Below are 17,810 nucleotides of genomic sequence, written 5' to 3' on the forward strand. Positions count from 1 at the left end.
ATTGTAAATTATTACTTTTATGTTATGATTAAATTAATTAAAAAAGATAAATTTATCTTTTTCTTAGGAATTTTATTTTAATAGATAAATATTTATTAGAATAAGGTATCACCAACCGAATAATTTACTCCCTCCCTTTCCATGACACGGAAAAAGTTTAATATTTTAATAATTACTCAAATTCCAAATAGAATTAAAATAATTCAAGCATCACCTAAAAAGGTCATTAATTGTGGTAACACAGCATAAACAGCATCTTTAACTTTCATTATTGCTTGTCCCAAACCGCTTCAAATAGAATCCATTCCACCTGAAATAGTAGGAGTATCTGCAGCTAGAAAATTAACAGCTGTTGTTAAATACATCCCTAACATCATTCTTTATCCTCCTTATTTTTAATTTCTTTTTTATCTTTTTTCTTTCCTTGAATTTGACGAATTTTTTGATAAATCGATAAACCAATTCAAGCAAGAATTCCTAAAATAATAACAATACTAAATATTCATGTTAACCATACTGGCATAACTTAATTTCTCCTAGAAATTTAGCTTGCGCGGCACGCTTCGCGTGTTCGCTACGCTCAAAATAAACAATATTGAATAAATTACCGCTAATAAATTACGCGGATAATTTATTCATTTTCTTTTACATTATTAATTACTATCTTATTGACAGTATTAATAACAATATCTTTTCCATACTTAGTTACTAAGGACCGCAAAATAAAATAATGTTTTCTTTCCATTAAAAAATCAACTCCTTTCTGAGTTGATTTGTTGCACTTCATATTACAGTTTACAATTTAAAATAATTTAATTTTAATTTTTAAACTATTTTTTAGTATGTTAAAATATGAAATTATTTTTTGTATTTTTATTTTTTTGTGTTATTATTTTTTTTATAAAAGAAAAAAGTTTCTTGTTTTTAAATAAATTAAGTAATACCCGTTTATATGCAACACTCCCAATTATTCTAAAATTTTTAATTTTAGATGATAATTTACGATAAATATGATAATCTATAAAATGTATATGATTTTAAAAATATTAACTATGTTTTTAAATAAATGACTTTAATTAATTATTTTATTAGATTAATTAAACATAGAAAAAGAATAATTTAAGATGAAAATTACATCAAAAATTAAAAGAACTTTAAAAGAATCTTATCGATCAATTAGAAAATCAATTAAGACAATGTTAACAAAACTTGGTCTTAATAAAAGTCAGGTTCAAGAAGCAACAACACGAACTTTGAATGCAGTAGAAGTTGAAATAAGTAAATTTTTAAATGAAGAAATGCAAAAAGTTGATTTGTTATCTACACCAAATCCAGAAATTAAAGGTTTAGTAGAACCATTAAAACCACAAGTAAAGAAAACATATGGTAATGATCAAACAGAAGCTAATAAATATAAAGCTATGCTAACCGAATTAAATAGTTTTTTAGCAGAAGAAAAACAATCATCATTAAAAACAGTAGCAAAAGCACCAGTACCATTACCACGAACAAAATTTAATCAAAATTTAACAACAGAAACTGAAGAAGATGAATCATATGGTCGATAGTAAAAAAAACAAGATTTCTTTTTTATTAAAAATCAATTTTTTAATTGATTTTTTTCTTTTAGAATAGTATTGCGAGAAATGATTAAATATTGTATTATTTGTTTAGTATATGACTTTTTATAAGTAAATAACTTAAAAAATTATAGAAAGTAATGCAAGAAATATGGCAAATAAAGATGAGAAAAAATTTTACAAAACTTATTTTTTTATTTGTTCTTCATTTATATTTGGTCCGTTAGGTGCTTTAATTTCATGATTAATTTTAAAATTTCAAAAAAATAAAAAACTTAAAAATAAACAAAATGAAGAGCAATTGTTAGAAAAGTTAGCACTTTTAAAAAATAACAATCTTGAAAATGATGATAGTAAAGATGAAATTAATAATCAAAAACTTGTAGAATTTTATAAAAATATTCTTGCTGAATTTGATACTTTATTTTCAAAGCAAAGTAAAGATGTACCAGACGTTAAAAATCAAAATACACAAACAACAGTTGGATCAAATCAAATTTTAGAACAATCAAAAACTAATGATTTATTAAGAGAAATTATGAGAGTAAAAAATAATTTAAGAAAAGTGGAACCAAAACCAAGAATTTTTACAAACAGAATAATTCCCAATCCTACCATTAAACCAAACTTATCAAATTGACAAAAAGAACAAATTAAATCAGTTAATGAACAATTAAATTCAATAGAACACGAAAATGAAAATAATAAAAATATTGATGAGAATACAAGATAAAATAAAAATTAGGTATTTTTTATATATAATTAATAAATTGCTACCGCAAAAAACTAGTTTGTTTATCATTAAATATAAACTTTACAAAAAATATGGTAGAATAAATTTATTGTATATGATTTTAAAATATTATTTAATATTTTAAAATAAATGACTTTTTATTAAAAGAAAAATTTAATATGAAAGTAAAAAACAAACTAAAAAGAGTAAGTTGGAAAGTGATTGGTGATCTATCACAAGCTTTTAAAATAGCACGTGGTGCAATTAATCATGTTTTAATTAAAATGGGTATTGACAAAGCTGAAACTATTAAGAGATCAGAAAATTTTATTCATCTCTTAAAAGAAGAAATAGCAGAATATAAAGAACATATTGAAGGTTATAAAGAATTAGTCAATAAGTTAAAAACGACTAATGTTGAATTAGAAAAACAATATTATGAAGCCCTTGCTAAAATAGCAAAAGAAAATGGGGAAGATTTTGTTTTAGAAAACAATACTAAAAATATTGCAGAAATCAAACAATAATTAAACCAGTGCGAGGAAAAAAGATAACATCTAATATTCAGAAACAAGGTCAACAATATCAAAAAATTTTTAACGAAATTGATAATATTGATGAAGGATATGTATCAGATAAAGAACATGAAATATAAAAAATAAAAACAACAACAATGTTGTTGTTTTTATTTTCGTTTTCTTTGATAATTGTAAACCGATGTTAATACTCAATTTTGGGGACTTCATTTTGTTAATTTTTTTACAATTTTATTAACACTACCTGTTACAATATAATTTTTTCTTTTTACTTTTAATCCTTTTAGTAAACTTTTTCGAGCATAAGTAGATGTCTTCATAACTTTCACTGTTGAATGATATTTTGCATCTTTCTGGTTACTACTTCGATTTCAGAAATCAGTTTTTAACGGTCCTGGACATAAGGTAATAACTCGAACTGGTGATTTTGTTTTTTTCAATTCCGTATTAATCGCCACTCCCAAACTTCAGACATAAGCTTTTGAAGCATAATAACTAGCAAAAACTGGGGCTGGCGTAAATGCCGCTAAACTACCAATGTTTAAAACACGTCCTTGTTGTTGCGCTATAAAACGTTGTACAAATAATTTTGTTAAAATATGGAGCGCTTTAATATTTAAATCAATCATATTCATTTCTTGCTCTAAACTAGATTCATTAAAATAACCTCATACACCATACCCAGCATTATTAATTAAAATTGTTACATTATCTTTTGCAACATCATTAAATAATTTTTCACAATTTTCTAAATTACTTAAATCATAATTAATCATTTTAATTGTTTGTGTTGGATATTTTTGTTGTAAAGCAGTAACGGGGGTTGTATCACGAGCAACAGCAACAACATTATAACCAAGTTTTAATAATTCTTCGCAATAACAATATCCTAATCCTTTACTAGCACCAATAACAACAGCTCATTCTAAACTATTACTATTTGTTTTTTTCATTATTTTCTTATCCATTTTCTAATTTTGGTTTTTTAATAACTGTCATATCAAACAATGTTTTAAGATTTAAGAAAATATAATTTCCTGCTGCCGCTAATGATAATACCGTTGCTAAATACATTGGAATCATAATAATTTGGTTTACTCAACCAAATTCATCTCATTGGCCTGTTTTTAAAGAATGACCATTAAACATACGAAAACCAATAAAAAATAAAATTGTCATTCCAAACATCTCCATTGCTGCTCGCACACGCCCCAGTTGATTAGCAGCCATCACCACTTTTTGTGTTGCTAAAATTTGGCGAACAACATCAATTATAAAATCGCGAGCAATTAACAATACAACCATTCAAACTGGAATAATGTTTGCACAAGCAAAGACAATTAAAACAGTATTTATCAGTAATTTATCGGCGATTGAATCAAAAAATTTACCGGATGTTGTGACTTGATTGTAGCGACGAGCAATAAAACCATCTAATAAATCAGTTAAACTAGCAATAATAAATAAAATCCCAGCAATTAAATAACTAATTGGCAATGAATAAGTAACATTATCTCTTTTAATTGTTAATCATTGATCTCATCCATTATATAAGGAACTATTTTCAAATGGAACAATTACCATTAAAGCAATAATAACTGGGATTAAAAAAATTCGAATTAATGTAATACGATTAGCTCAATTCATTTTAAGTCCTCTTTTCTAAAAATATCTTATCCTTGATATGTTAATATTACTTACATATTATATTATATAAATGTATAATATTAAAGAAAGTTTATGAGGTGAGGGGAAAAATGGTTAAAGAACTAGTAAAATTATTTCAACAAAAACAAATGACAATTGCAGCATATGAATCAATAACAGGAGGTCTTTTTAGTCATTATATAACTAATGTTCCAAATGCTAGTCATGTTTTTTTAGGCAGCATTGTTACTTATACTAATGACATTAAAATTAAACTTGGTCATGTTTCCCAATCAATAATTACAAAATATGGTGTTGTTTCAAAAGAAACAGCTGAGGCAATGGCTTTTGCTTGTCAAAAACAATTTAATAGTGATTTTACCATAAGTTTTACCGGTAATGCTGGTCCAGGCCAATTAGACAACTTGCCAGTTGGAACTGTGTTTGCAACTATTCTTTTTCAAAACCAAGCAACAACATTCGCATTAACATTTAATCCAAGTTGATCACGAGAAAAAATTAAAATTGCAACTGTTACAACAATAATTAAACATTTACAACAAATTTTAGAAAAAGAACAAGGAATTAATAGTAAAAAAAGATAAAAATAAACAGAAAGGAGAATAAAATAATGGAAGATAATAAACCAGTTCCTCCTGAAACAAAAACTGTTAACCAAGATGAAATTTTAAAAACAGTAATGAAAGAAATCGAAAAAACATATGGTAAAGACGCTATTATAAAATTAGAGGATAAAAGCAACCTAACAATTTAAGCTGTCTCAACTGGAAGTTTATTACTTGATGAAGCAATTGGAGTTGGTGGTTATCCTAAAGGACGAATTATTGAAATTTTTAGGCCAGAATCATCAGGAAAAACAACTTTATCATTACATGCTATTGCTGAAGTACAAAAAATGGTGGGCGAGGAGCCTTTATTGATGCTGAACACGCTTTAGATCCAAATTATGCTAGAAAACTTGGTGTTAATATTGCTGAATTAATTATTACCCAACCTGATTCAGGTGAACAAGCATTAGATATTTTATAAACACTTGTTAAATCGAATGCAATTGATTTAGTTGTCATTGATTCTGTTGCCGCATTAGTGCTCAAAGTAGAATTAGAGGGAGAAATGAGTGATGTAACAATTGGTGCGCAAGCACGTTTAATGAGTAAAGCTTTACGAAAATTAAACGGAGTAATTAATAAAACAAATTCAATCGTTATTTTCATTAATCAAATTCGCGAAAAAGTTGGTGTTTTATTTGGTAATCCTGAAACAACAGCAGGGGGCGTGCTCTTCGTTTTTATGCTTCTGTCCGATTAGATGTTCGTCGTACTGAAACACTAATAACAGCAGGAGTAACAACCGCCAATAAAGTAAAAATTAAATTGGTTAAAAATAAGGTCTCACCGCCTTTTAAAACAGCTCTTGTTGATATTAATTATAATGAAGGAATTGATAAATATTATGAATTAATTGATTTAGCAGTAAAATATGATATTTTAGCAAAAGCCGGGATATGATATGCTTATCAAAATAATAAAATTGGTCAAGGCCGAGAACGTGTAAAAGAATATTTAAAAATGAATCCAGCAGTTTTTTGGAAATTCAACAACAAATTATTAATAATTTTAAAACAAGACAACAAGATTAGTTAAATGAAACATAATAAAAGAAAAAGTTATTCAAAGAATAACTTTTTCTTTTATTATTTCGCATTCTATTTAGTCTTTTTTTGTTTTTTAAAATGACATTTTTCTAATAAAATCCGAAACTCATTCGGATCTTTTTTCCGAATAATATTAATTAGTTTAATTATAAAGATAATAATAGCGAAAAAAAGCTTGTAAAATATTTGTGACAGCTATTTGGTAATTAATTTCTGGACTAATAACAGCATAACAAATTCAAACTAAAGAAGCAGTTATTAGTAATAAATACATTAATAATGAAATTCCTTTTGTATTTCTTTTAATAATTGTTTTAATACTCTGCGGAATAAGATAAATGCTTGTTAAACTAGTCCCAACTAAACCAATAATTTCATAAGTTGTCATTTAAAACTTCTAAAATTCTATTTCCGTTTTAATGACATGTTTCATAAATTGTAAAGCGTTGGTTAAAATATTGTGGTTTTGTAATTTCCGCTGCTAGTGCTTTGGTCCCACTAGTGTAACTAGCAAATCTAATGTTAAAGTTATTCAAAATCGCTGGCATTGCCCACAAATTTAGTAATGGTAAGGTTATTATAATTGATAAGTTCATTAATAAGTTTCTGACCCAATTTACCTTTAGCCTCAATCAATAAAATTCTCATATTTCCCTCCTTTACTAATATCTTAACATATTTATTTTTTCTAGAATGGATAAATTAATAACTAATTTTTTTTCAAAAACCCTTATTTTATTGGCATCTTTAAAAAAGAAAAAATTATTTTTTTAAATCTTTTGGGAGTGTTGCATATAAACGGGTATTATTTAATTTATTTAAAAACAAGAAACTTTTTTTCTTTTATAAAAAAATAATAACACAAAAAAATAAAAATACAAAAAATAATTTCATATTTTAAAATACTAAAAAATAGTTTAAAAACTAAAATTAAATTATTTTAAATTAACTAAAATTAAATCTCATAATTTTTAAATCCAAAATATTTAAAAGTTACTTAGTATTTTAGAAACAATCGGATTAACAGCAACAAGTACAACAACATTAATTAATTGTGAAAAACCAAATAACAATAAAAACGGCGGAGGAAATAAACCAGAATCGAAACCAGAATCACAACAACCACCAGAAAATAGTAATTGAAAATTAATTGACAGTAAAGATATTGATAGAAATAGTGAAAAATATTATATTGGACTTTATGGAACTACTGGCAATTGATGATTTTTTAATCCAAAAAAAGGAAAAGAAATATGAGAATTATCATTATTTTATAAATGTAAAATAATTTATCGTTGAGATGGTGTTGATGAACCACAAACACCAACTATTAATTCCAATACTGGTGAAATTACAGATTGAAAAGAATAAAAGGACTAACAAGTCCTTTTTATATTAATCGCACAAATTTCATAAAAATAATTAATAAAAATATATTTGTTATTGTATTATATAGTGCTGGACTAAATTTTCATACCTCAAATGTTTGACTAAAAAAACTATATATTGTTTGAAATATTTTTCCAACACCACTCGCTAATTCGTTTACTTGTTTTATACCAGGAATATTATTAACTATTCAAATTGCCACATTTCTGATATGACACGCTAAATTATATCAACTACAACTTTCATATTGTGCTTGTCATCATTGACTATCAGGGAATAATCCACCGTTATTAATTTCTTGTCAATTATAAATCCCAAAATTAAAGTCATAATAACGATACATATCATTTTCTTTTTGGGCTTGTAATTCAAAAACATTATAACCGATTTTTTGTTCTTCCATTTTCTTATATTTTAAACCATATTTATCTTTTAAAACATCTTCAAAAACATATCCTTCATTTTGATTAATATTATAATCATTTGCAACAGAAAAATCATAGTTAAACACATTACCATAATTTGTGTTATAAAACCGATTTTTATAGGCTGAATACATCTTAAAATCTAATAATTTATATTTATCAGAAAAATAAAAGTAACGTGGATAAATTTTAAAACCATTATTTGCTAACAAACCATATTTTTTGTTATATCCTTGCGTATAAGTATTATTTTCTAAATCAAAAATTGTTCGTAAATAATCTTTATAAAAATTTTGAGAAACCGTAAACATACTATTTAATAATTTTTCAAATTGAGTTTTATTAATATTGCTTTCCTCAATTAAAACATCTGTAAAATTAACTAATTTTAAACCAAAAAAGTTAATTAAAACCGTATCATATTGTAAATTATCAATATATCCACTTTCAATAAAATTACTACGATTTTGAAATACTGGAACTAAAGCATGAGCAAAAAATGCTTTTAAAAATTTATTAATATCAATTTGACCTTTCATCTATTCAAAAATCTCTTTACCAGTATTAGGAGTATTACCCTGATAATAATTATATGTTTCAGCACTAAAATTAAATGTATTTTCCTTATCTTTCATAAAAGAAAATAAAAAACCTAAATCATCAGTATACCGATAATTATTATAATCATATCCACTTCAATATTGCTTAAGATGTGTTAACTCTAAACTCCCAGCAATAATATTTTTTCGTTCATCAATCGTTAAAATCATTCGATAAATTGATTTTTTAGTTAAAATAGTACCAATACTAGACTTATTCAAATTATTAATAATTTCAAAATAAAATATTATTCTTTGACTACCCAAATTTGGATCATCATAATTGGGATTACCACCTTGCTGAATTCTAATTTTTTCTTGGATAATAACATCTAAGTACTTATTTAAAAAATCTTTAACTTTATTTTGATTTTCAACACTTCAATCTATAATTTCACCAGTGTTTTTATTAATAGTTGGTGTTTGTGGTTCATCAACGCCATCTCAACGATAAATTATTTTACATTTATAAAATAATGATAATTCTCCTATTTCTTTTCCTTTTTTTGGATTAAAAAATCATCAATTGCCAGTAGTTCCATAAAGTCCAATATAATATTTTTCACTATTTCTATCAATATCTTTACTGTCAATTAATTTTCAATTATCTTCAATTAAATTAACTAATTGTAAATCATTTATATTTGTTTTTAATTTATTTAGTATTTTAGTTAAATTATATTTATTTGTAAAAGAATAAACAAAATTAGTTAATTCTTTTAAAAATTGTTTTTTATCAACATCATAAAATTTATCAATACTATATTGTTTAGCATAAACATCTCAATTTTTATATAAATCCATAAACTCATAACCAGGTTTATCAAATGAAATTCCCGTTGAATAGCTATCCTTTAAAAAATCTAAATATCACTTATCATTATAAGTTAATGATTTTGATGTTTTTAAAGTCGGATTAATAAAGTAATTTGTTTCTGATCAATTTTCAAAAAAACTACTGCATAAAAACATTGTATTAATAAAATCAGTTTCATTCATTCCCGTTATTTGTTGATTAACAGTATAATTTTGCTGATGTAATGGTTTAAATGCTGTTAAAGTAATAAAAGGAATAATTAAACCTAAAATACCCAAAATAAATATTGCAAATAAAGATAATGACTTACGCATTATTTTTTACCACCTTTTCTTTTTTATTTTATTTTATTAATTTGATAATTTGATTAAATAGATAACCATAAAAATAATGAATTACTAAAATATATCATAATATATCAAATCATAAACCATAAATTATATAAAAATTTATACCAGCATATTTCTCTTTTAATTCATCAATAGTTGAAACTGTATCTAAGACACATACAAGCGTTAATGAAAAACTTATAATAAGATACAAAATTAAATCAATCCAAGAAATAAATAAACCATTTTTATGTTTCTTTTCATTTTTATTATCCATAAACTCAACTCCTAACTATAGAATGTTTTTGAAACAATAAACCCAACTATATATAAACTTGATATTGTTAACATTAACGGATGACTAAACAAAATTGCCATTTTGCCAAACAAAGAAAGTAAAAAAGTATCAGAATTATATAAATCCATAATAATATTTTTTGCTGATGTCAACTGATTAATAATAACCGTAATAAATCCGGTTCCAAATATAACGATTGCCGCAACTAATAAAACTAATCTAATCATTATTTATTCACCCTTCGATATCCTTGTTCTTTTGTTTTTGCTTGTTTTGCTAAACTTGATAATTGTTGTTTATTACGATTAATTTTAAATTGTTTACGATCTTTAATATGTTTTTGTATATCTTGTTTGGTATCTAAAACTCCACGAGCTGTTGAAGAATATAATTTTGATGTACTATTTTGAACAGTTGAACCTAATTCGTTGTATTGAGTTCTTGTACCATGAATAGCATAAATTGATAATTTAATAACCATAAAAAAGATCACAAAATAAGCAATCGTTGTTTTTGTCATTGGCAATTTTGTATTTCAAATTACATCAAAAATAAACAAAAATACATCAAAAATAAAACTAAAAATTTTGTCTCAATTACTACTTTCTGATAATAAATTAATTATTTTTACCACTTCCTTTTTCTTTTTTAGGTTTTAAATTCTTTTTCAAAATATCAATATCAAACAATTATAAGCGTTGTTTATTATTTAATTTTGATATATCTTTTCAAAAGTATTCTTTTTTATTAACAACCTCATCGTTTTTCAAATAACGAACAAAAATTAATCAATAACTATCGTATTTATTATCAAATTCAAGCGGAATAATTATCTTAAAAAACCGAATTCCTAATCCGACATCAGATCTATGTTTTGCACGTTTATCTTCGGCTGTTCTTTTAACAGACTCAGTTTTTCAAATTTCATAATCAGTAATATCTTGAAAAATACCAATTCGCATAATAAAAAACGATTAAAAATATTAAATCCTTTTTTAACAATTGGTTTTTTAAGTGAAATTGGAATAATAATACCATTTGCTAATTGCCTAATATTGTTTAAAATCATACCCTCACGCTGAGCAGTAAACAAAGCACGATGTCCAAAATGTCTTGCTAAAACAATTCACGGTATCTTACCACTATGAACTTTTTTCTCATCGTGCGGACTAGTTCCATCAATATATAAATAACTTTCATCAAATAAAATGACACTATCATCTGGAGGAACTGGTTTTGTTCGATCAGTAAAATCAAAATTTTTAAATGTTAAAACTTTAACCTTGTCATCTTCTAATGGATAATTACTATAAATTTCATCTGTTAATAATTTCATAGACTGAGACAAATAAGTTAAAAGTAATGTTTTACCTGTTCCTAACTTACCAATGATAACTGACAAAGGGTTATCTCAAACAAAATCAACTAACCTAAATGCATTTAACTGATAAAATATGTTTTTTCAAACTCATCATACAAAATATACACATTGTAAAACAAATAATAGTCAAAATACTAAGCCGGTGTAATTTAAAGAAATAATTCAAAATAATAAATCAATTAAACTAAACAAAACCATTGAACCGCTAATATAACAATAATTTTTTAAAAAAAATACAAACTTTTTTATTATTTAAAATACCCAACTATTTTAAAAATCATTCACAATAAAAACCAAGTTAAAAACAAAATTACAATTCAAACACCAACCATCAAAGTTAAATATTCATTTTGTGTTAAATTTAAAGTTGTAATATTTTCAACATTTGTTTTATCTATAAACAAAAAGACATGAATAAAAAACTCTTTTAATTTTTCTCAATTATTTTGCATTTTTAAAAACTCCACATTTTTTGAATAAGTTTAAAAAACATTCCAAAAAATAAAACGATAAATAATACAAACGATATAACCATATATAAAATCGGGAGCATTTAAACCAATAATATAACTTACAAATTGAACTCAATAATTATATAAACTCATTTAATTTAAATCTTTCAAATCATTAATTAATTCTTGGTCTTTTTCAACAGTTCAATTTGTTAAATTATTATTGTTATTTGTTTTTACTTTTTGAGGTTCAGCAGGGAATAATGCTTTTTTCATTTGTATAAAATAATTTTGTTTATATTGATTATACAAATTAATTATTTGTGTTCCAGTTAAATATTTCCAAACATGTCGTTTTAAATTTTCATCATATTTCACAATAGAATAAGAATTATCATAAATCAAACCAATAGCTACTTGATCAGAATGTTTTTTACTAAAATAAATAAACTTATTATTTAATCAAAAACCAATATGTTTATTGTGGTTAGGTAAATTTATAAACGAAGCTTTGTCAGTTTGAAAAACTATAAATTCTGTTCGAATAAAATAATTTTGTACGTTAATATTCTTATTATAAAAACTCATAAAAACACCTTACTTTCTATATAACTTTTATAGTATTATATTTACACAATGCCGTATTAAAACCACTTTTATAACTTGGTTTATGATACATTACTCAAAACAAACTACCAATAAATTTTTTATTCAAAATAGAATGACAAATTTGACATTTACGTTTAATAATTAATCACACTCCTTAAAATTTGTAATAATTAATTCTTGGCCAAGTTTTGGCTTTTTATTATGATAATTAGTAGAACTATAAACTCATTTAAATTCATTAATATTAAATTCTTTAAACAAGTCTTTAATAAATTCAGAATTATCAATACTTAAAATTCATTTACCTTTAATGTTTAAAATATTATCTTTTAGTTCATAAAAGTTCATTTTTGAATGTTTATAAACTCTTCCTTTATTATAAAAATATGGTGGATCTAAATATCAAACAATATTTTTATCCATATAATATTTATTAATAATATTTTTATAGTCCAAATTATAGAACTCAATATTATTTTTAAGATCAACTAATAGTTTTCTAACATTTTGAATTATCAATAATTTATTAAAATTAAAATTTTGTTGTAATATTTTATCTGTTCAAGTTCCTCATTCTTTTCCGTTAAAAGTTAAAGCATTTTTAATTAAAAATTTTTCGCCTGTATTTAAACAATAATCATTTGCTATCTTTTCTTTCATTTCATCAATAGTTTTTGAATTAGAATATGCCAATTTTTGTAAATAATCTAATTCGATTAAGTGAATCCCTTCCCGCCAAAAGTTAATCAAGTCACTATGTAAATCATTAAAGACTACTTTGTTACATAACTGCTGGTCTAACACATTTAAGCCAACTGAAGCACCGCCACAAAATAAATCTATAAATTTATCAAATTTAGCCGGTAATAATGCTTTAATTTTATCAAAGTGTTTAGCTTTTCCACCTGGCCAAGACAACGGACTAATAAATTTCATTCTAATCCTCCTTTACTATAAAATGTTTAAATAATGTATATGTATTGTAATAAACATTGTTAAATATATAAAATAGTAAAAATTGGCACACTGAAAATAACTACTTAGTTTTAACTAATAGCTATTAAAATATAAAATTATACGTTTATAATTAATCAACTCACATAAAAGCTAGTGTGCCAAAATATATGAATAGCTATGGATCAGTTATAATAAATATTAAAAGCCTTTAACCATGACACGGAAAAAGTTTAATATTTTAATAATTACTCAAATTCCAAATAGAATTAAAATAATTCAAGCATCACCTAAAAAGGTCATTAATTGTGGTAACACAGCATAAACAGCATCTTTAACTTTCATCATTGCTTGTCCCAAACTGCTTCAAATAGAATCCATTCCACCTGAAATAGTAGGAGTATCTGTACTAGAAAATTAACAGCTGTTGTTAAATACATACCTAACATTATTCTTTATCCTCCTTGTTTTCAATTTCTTTTTTATCTTTTTTCTTACCTTGAATTTAACGAATTTTTTGATAAATCGATAAACCAATTCAAGCAAGAATTCCTAAAATAATAACAATACTAAATATTCATGTTAACCATACTGGCATAACTTAATTCCTCCTAGAAATTTAGCTTGCGCGGCACGCTTCGCGTGTTCGCTACGCTCAAAATAAACTATATTGAATAAATTATCCGCGTAATTTATTAGCGGTAATTTATTCATTTTCTTTTACATTATTAGTTACTATCTTATTAACAGTATTAATAACATTATCTTTTCCATACTTAATTACTAAGGACCGCAAAATAAAATAATGTTTTGTTTGCATAATTTCAACTCCTTAAATTAAATTTTCTATACATAAAAGAAAAAACAAGATTATATCTTGTTTTTAACTAATAACCCGTATCTTTGCAACGGTCCCAATCTTTTTTATAAAATAATTTGTTAAATTAAAAAATACTTGCAAAATTTTTGCAAATAAAATATAATAACAATGTAGTTAAAACAGGTTGCATAAAGACTAATTAGTTATTAATATGGTCCAATCTTAATAATTAATTATGTTTTTAATTATATGTTTCCTTTGTAAAAAACTACAAAATTAAATCAACATTGCAAATAAATACTCTTTATAATTGTATAATCATTTAACGGTCCAAAATATTACTTTTAAAGTAATTGTTTATAAAATTATTTAATAATAACTAATTGCAATGTTGGTGGAAAAAATCTATATGTTGTCTTTGAGCGTTTTACTAACAGTAAAACGCTTTTTTTATAGCAAAATTAACTATATAAGTTTATAATTATAATAGAGTATAAACAACAGAGGGGAATTATTTTACATGCAAAATGGATTAGAAAAGCAGTTGGAAGATACGTTTAAAAGTTCGAAGCAAGCAATGTTTGATGCTTTATTAAAAAGTTATTATTTAGATGATGATCAATTAGATTATTTGCATAAACATTATCGACCAATTTTTACTTTTGATGATAATGAAGCATGTATTTGTTTAAGTAATGAGCAATATGCAAATTGTTGCAAAACGAAGATATTAAATTCAACTAAAAATCGTGCTCAATATATTTCAATTTTACAAGCAGTAGGGGATTTAACATTAAAAGAACAATATATTGAACAAGAAACAAAGCATTATCAACAAGTTTTAAAAAAATGTATTAAACAAAAATGTATTTTACAAGAATGTAATAATAAAGTTGATCAGCACAATCTTTATTCGCTTGATATTAGTAAAAATCATTATTATTTAAATCGTTATCATTCTAAACATTTTTTTAAAAATATTAAAACATCTTTTTTAGATTTAATATCAACAGAGAAAGTACCTTATTTTTTTAATGTTTTTTGTCAAAAACATTTGAATGAATATCTTCATTCAAACAAAACGCTTGTACCGCAGTTAGAAGCATTATTAATGAATATTAACGATAATTTAGTGGATCATCAAGAAGTTTATGAAACATATGTTAATTATTATTATAATTTAAGTGTTGCTGAACAAGTGATTTTAACAATTAAACTTCGCCGAATTATGAAATTAGCGTTAGTTTATCAATTAGAATTATCACGTTTATTAAATGATTTAGATAATCAACAACATAGCTATGTTGTTAAAAAAATAACTTTGCCAAAAGAAATTCATTCAATTGTTTGCAATGATATTCTATTAGCACAATTAACTCCAATCACTTTTCAAGCAATTAATTCACCGAATAATCCGTTTTTACCAAATAAAATTTTATACACAAGATTAGTTAATAATGCGAAAAAAGGGGAAATTCATTTTATTTATCATAAAAATAATCGGATTTTGAATACTTACTTTGCTGAATGAGCAGAAAAAAATAAAAATGAAAAACAATGACAAAATTATCTATCAAGTATTATCCTTAATCAAGGAATCCATTTTTTAATTAATAAAAAATATTATGATAAACTAAATCAAAAAACAAAAGATTTAATTAATATTTATTATTATAATAGGTTTGAACAACCACGAAATTCAGCAGAAGAATTAATACTCCAAACTTTTATTAATAATTTTAATAATGGCATTAATATTTTAAAATAGGAAGTTGATGAAAATGACAATATTAGGATGAATTATAATTGGAGTTTTTCTTAGTTTATTATTTATTTTTATTGGTTTTTTAGGATGATTTTATCAAAAAAAACAGCAACTTTTTTTTCAAATTTTTAAACAATTAGAAGTTGAAAATCAAGAATATATTAATAATAATTTATCAAAATTAACTTTGCAAGAAATTAACGTTAAATTTAAATTAGAGCCAGGTGAAAAAGTATTTAGTAATATTCCTGTTACTGTTTACCTTACCCATAAATTAAAAAATAATCAAACTCATTCCAAATATACAATTCCGTTTTCAAATGGAATTAGTGTTGGTTATGGGCAAGGTAAAAGAATTAAAGAAATGTATCAAATTCCATTTCAAAATGGTCATATGTTTATTACAAACCAAAGAATTTTAATTATAAATGAAGACATTACTACAACTTGACCATTAAGTGAAGTTAATAATCTTGAATTAAGTATTTTTCGAATTAATAATATTCTATATCAAGGCTTTTATTTATATATGAAACAAAAACGTTTTATGATTATTGTAAAAGGTTTAGAAACGCCATATCTAATTTATAAGGTGTGAAAGCATGAATCATAATTATTTAATTGGAATTATTTTATTTAGTACTATTTTAGGTGTTGCAATAATTATTGTTGCTATTTTAGCTTTATGCCAGCAACAAAAAATAAAACATTTTAAACAAAAGAAAAATGAACTAGAAAAAATGATTGATAACAATCAAACATTCTTAAATGATAATTTAGTCGTAATTAAAATTAAATATGAATTGCCAAAAAATGAAATTTGTTATTATCAAGCACCAATTATTGGTTATGAAATAACAAAACCAAAAGAACTTCAACAAAATATCTACTACTTAACTCAACAAATGAAAGAGCAATATTATATTGAATACTTGGCTGGTTATTTAAATCTTACTACTAATAATGGTAAGGAAACAATTAATGAAACCATTTATGTTACAAATTACCGCTTAGTTTTTGAAACTAAAGATCAAAATCTTATTATTTGATTAAAAGATATTAATTTTGTTTTACCAAGTATTTTTAATCTTAATGGTTTTTATCAAATCGGTTTTTTTATTAGTACTACTGAAAAAATTTATCGCTTTATTACAAATGATGTTAAAATATCAATGACAATTTTTAAAACATGACAACAAAATAGGGGAGGTTAATTAAACAATGAAAATGCATATTATTTTAGTTTTTTTATTAATCTTAATGTTAACTTTATATACTTTTCATACTTTATTTTTTATTCATTATCAAAAACAAAAAGAAAATAATAAGGCAATTAAAGAATATAAATGAAAAGCAATGATAATTTTTATCTTTATTACCATCTATCTGCTTTTAACTCCACTTAATATTTTTATTATTATTGATTATATTTTATTAATGACTTTATCAAGTATCTCAAATACATTTACTTATTTATTTGTAATTATTGCAATTTGTAATTATGGCTTAATTTTAAGTTATTTAATTATTCAAACATTAGTTAATAATAGTTTATGAATTAAAGTAAATGATGAAACCATTTTCTTTTTAGATGAAGAAATTATCTTATCGCAAGTGATTGGTATTGATATCAATGGTTTGTTTAATAAAGTTATTTATAAAGTTGATGGAGAAATTGAAAAAAAAGTTATTGTTGGAAAAAAAACATTTGAATTTTTAGAACAAATTAAATTAACAAATTAAAAAGCAATCAACCTGTTGGGAAAACCAGTTGATTGCTCTTTTTCTGTTTGGGTAACAA

General features: G+C 23.9%; 21 protein-coding genes and 3 pseudogenes. 9 read left to right on the plus strand and 15 right to left on the minus strand.

Going from position 1 to position 17,810, the window contains the following annotated elements; genetic code table 4:
• Nucleotides 1–95: 95 nt before the first annotated feature.
• Nucleotides 96–374 carry a hypothetical protein gene (locus ABNT63_RS06955; RefSeq protein WP_348735073.1) on the minus strand — a complete coding sequence of 93 codons (279 nt, stop codon included), beginning with the start codon at nucleotides 372–374 and terminating at the stop codon, nucleotides 96–98.
• A complete protein-coding gene (locus ABNT63_RS06960; protein ID WP_348735060.1) occupies nucleotides 368–523 on the minus strand; it encodes a hypothetical protein in 156 nt (51 codons plus the stop codon). Before ABNT63_RS06960 ends, ABNT63_RS06955 begins: the two co-directional genes overlap by 7 nt.
• 601 nt (nucleotides 524–1,124) lie before the next feature.
• Between ABNT63_RS06960 and ABNT63_RS06965 the strand changes: the two genes are divergently transcribed.
• The 3 genes from ABNT63_RS06965 to ABNT63_RS06975 all read left to right on the plus strand — a co-directional run bounded on the left by ABNT63_RS06965 (nucleotide 1,125) and on the right by ABNT63_RS06975 (nucleotide 2,840).
• Nucleotides 1,125–1,568, plus strand: a complete 444-nt coding sequence (locus tag ABNT63_RS06965) for a hypothetical protein (protein ID WP_348735074.1) — start codon at nucleotides 1,125–1,127, stop codon at nucleotides 1,566–1,568.
• A 163-nt stretch (nucleotides 1,569–1,731) separates the two neighbouring features.
• The gene (locus ABNT63_RS06970; RefSeq protein ID WP_348735075.1) at nucleotides 1,732–2,313 is read left to right on the plus strand and encodes a hypothetical protein; all 582 of its coding nucleotides are present in this window, start codon (nucleotides 1,732–1,734) and stop codon (nucleotides 2,311–2,313) included.
• 218 nt (nucleotides 2,314–2,531) lie between these two features.
• Entirely contained in the window at nucleotides 2,532–2,840 is a 309-nt protein-coding gene (locus ABNT63_RS06975) for a hypothetical protein (protein ID WP_348735076.1), read from the plus strand.
• Between the two features lie 158 nt (nucleotides 2,841–2,998).
• On the opposite strand, the gene ABNT63_RS06980 is transcribed toward ABNT63_RS06975, so the two are convergent.
• On the minus strand, nucleotides 2,999–3,802 hold the full coding sequence (locus ABNT63_RS06980; protein ID WP_348735077.1) for an SDR family NAD(P)-dependent oxidoreductase: 804 nt from the start codon (nucleotides 3,800–3,802) through the stop codon (nucleotides 2,999–3,001).
• A gap of 7 nt (nucleotides 3,803–3,809) precedes the next feature.
• A complete protein-coding gene (gene pgsA / locus ABNT63_RS06985; RefSeq protein ID WP_348735078.1) occupies nucleotides 3,810–4,496 on the minus strand; it encodes a CDP-diacylglycerol--glycerol-3-phosphate 3-phosphatidyltransferase in 687 nt (228 codons plus the stop codon).
• A gap of 110 nt (nucleotides 4,497–4,606) precedes the next feature.
• Between pgsA and ABNT63_RS06990 the strand changes: the two genes are divergently transcribed.
• Nucleotides 4,607–5,101 (plus strand): CinA family protein, encoded by a 495-nt coding sequence (locus tag ABNT63_RS06990; protein ID WP_348735079.1) that lies wholly within the window; start codon nucleotides 4,607–4,609, stop codon nucleotides 5,099–5,101.
• 26 nt (nucleotides 5,102–5,127) lie between these two features.
• Nucleotides 5,128–6,160 (plus strand): annotated as a pseudogene (recA, locus tag ABNT63_RS06995) (recombinase RecA).
• A gap of 153 nt (nucleotides 6,161–6,313) precedes the next feature.
• On the opposite strand, the gene ABNT63_RS07000 reads toward recA, so the two are convergent.
• The 11 genes and pseudogenes from ABNT63_RS07000 to ABNT63_RS07050 all read right to left on the minus strand — a co-directional run bounded on the left by ABNT63_RS07000 (nucleotide 6,314) and on the right by ABNT63_RS07050 (nucleotide 13,805).
• On the minus strand, nucleotides 6,314–6,559 hold the full coding sequence (locus ABNT63_RS07000) for a SemiSWEET family transporter (RefSeq protein WP_348735080.1): 246 nt from the start codon (nucleotides 6,557–6,559) through the stop codon (nucleotides 6,314–6,316).
• 28 nt (nucleotides 6,560–6,587) lie between these two features.
• Nucleotides 6,588–6,719, minus strand: a complete 132-nt coding sequence (locus tag ABNT63_RS07005; RefSeq protein ID WP_348735081.1) for a hypothetical protein — start codon at nucleotides 6,717–6,719, stop codon at nucleotides 6,588–6,590.
• Nucleotides 6,720–7,561: 842 nt separating this feature from the next.
• Nucleotides 7,562–9,715, minus strand: a pseudogene (locus tag ABNT63_RS07010) (spiroplasma phage ORF1-like family protein).
• Nucleotides 9,716–9,743: 28 nt separating this feature from the next.
• Nucleotides 9,744–10,007 carry a hypothetical protein gene (locus tag ABNT63_RS07015; protein ID WP_348735082.1) on the minus strand — a complete coding sequence of 88 codons (264 nt, stop codon included), beginning with the start codon at nucleotides 10,005–10,007 and terminating at the stop codon, nucleotides 9,744–9,746.
• Between the two features lie 11 nt (nucleotides 10,008–10,018).
• The gene (locus ABNT63_RS07020; RefSeq protein ID WP_348735065.1) at nucleotides 10,019–10,255 is read right to left on the minus strand and encodes a hypothetical protein; all 237 of its coding nucleotides are present in this window, start codon (nucleotides 10,253–10,255) and stop codon (nucleotides 10,019–10,021) included.
• Nucleotides 10,255–10,653, minus strand: coding sequence for a hypothetical protein (locus ABNT63_RS07025; protein ID WP_348737164.1), 399 nt, complete (start codon nucleotides 10,651–10,653; stop codon nucleotides 10,255–10,257). Before ABNT63_RS07025 ends, ABNT63_RS07020 begins: the two co-directional genes overlap by 1 nt.
• A pseudogene (locus ABNT63_RS07030) lies at nucleotides 10,646–11,658 on the minus strand (hypothetical protein). The gene ABNT63_RS07025 and the pseudogene ABNT63_RS07030 overlap by 8 nt, the downstream one beginning before the upstream one ends.
• The gene (locus ABNT63_RS07035) at nucleotides 11,658–11,861 is read right to left on the minus strand and encodes a DUF2649 family protein (protein WP_348735083.1); all 204 of its coding nucleotides are present in this window, start codon (nucleotides 11,859–11,861) and stop codon (nucleotides 11,658–11,660) included. The pseudogene ABNT63_RS07030 and the gene ABNT63_RS07035 overlap by 1 nt, the downstream one beginning before the upstream one ends.
• A 153-nt stretch (nucleotides 11,862–12,014) precedes the next feature.
• On the minus strand, nucleotides 12,015–12,449 hold the full coding sequence (locus ABNT63_RS07040; RefSeq protein WP_348735084.1) for a DUF3627 domain-containing protein: 435 nt from the start codon (nucleotides 12,447–12,449) through the stop codon (nucleotides 12,015–12,017).
• Between the two features lie 162 nt (nucleotides 12,450–12,611).
• Nucleotides 12,612–13,406 (minus strand): DNA adenine methylase, encoded by a 795-nt coding sequence (locus ABNT63_RS07045; protein ID WP_348735085.1) that lies wholly within the window; start codon nucleotides 13,404–13,406, stop codon nucleotides 12,612–12,614.
• Between the two features lie 219 nt (nucleotides 13,407–13,625).
• Nucleotides 13,626–13,805, minus strand: coding sequence for a hypothetical protein (locus tag ABNT63_RS07050; RefSeq protein ID WP_348735086.1), 180 nt, complete (start codon nucleotides 13,803–13,805; stop codon nucleotides 13,626–13,628).
• Between the two features lie 959 nt (nucleotides 13,806–14,764).
• Between ABNT63_RS07050 and ABNT63_RS07055 the strand changes: the two genes are divergently transcribed.
• Genes ABNT63_RS07055 through ABNT63_RS07070 form a run of 4 tightly spaced genes read left to right on the plus strand, consistent with a single transcriptional unit; the run spans nucleotide 14,765 to nucleotide 17,752 of the window.
• Entirely contained in the window at nucleotides 14,765–16,012 is a 1,248-nt protein-coding gene (locus ABNT63_RS07055; protein WP_348735087.1) for a hypothetical protein, read from the plus strand.
• A gap of 13 nt (nucleotides 16,013–16,025) precedes the next feature.
• Entirely contained in the window at nucleotides 16,026–16,622 is a 597-nt protein-coding gene (locus tag ABNT63_RS07060) for a hypothetical protein (RefSeq protein WP_348735088.1), read from the plus strand.
• Nucleotides 16,612–17,223, plus strand: coding sequence for a hypothetical protein (locus ABNT63_RS07065; RefSeq protein ID WP_348735089.1), 612 nt, complete (start codon nucleotides 16,612–16,614; stop codon nucleotides 17,221–17,223). Before ABNT63_RS07060 ends, ABNT63_RS07065 begins: the two co-directional genes overlap by 11 nt.
• 7 nt (nucleotides 17,224–17,230) lie before the next feature.
• Nucleotides 17,231–17,752 carry a hypothetical protein gene (locus ABNT63_RS07070; RefSeq protein WP_348735090.1) on the plus strand — a complete coding sequence of 174 codons (522 nt, stop codon included), beginning with the start codon at nucleotides 17,231–17,233 and terminating at the stop codon, nucleotides 17,750–17,752.
• Nucleotides 17,753–17,810 lie beyond the last annotated feature (58 nt).

This window comes from Spiroplasma endosymbiont of Ammophila pubescens (genome assembly GCF_964020965.1).
In the GTDB taxonomy this organism is placed as follows: domain Bacteria; phylum Bacillota_I; class Bacilli_A; order Mycoplasmatales; family Mycoplasmataceae; genus Spiroplasma.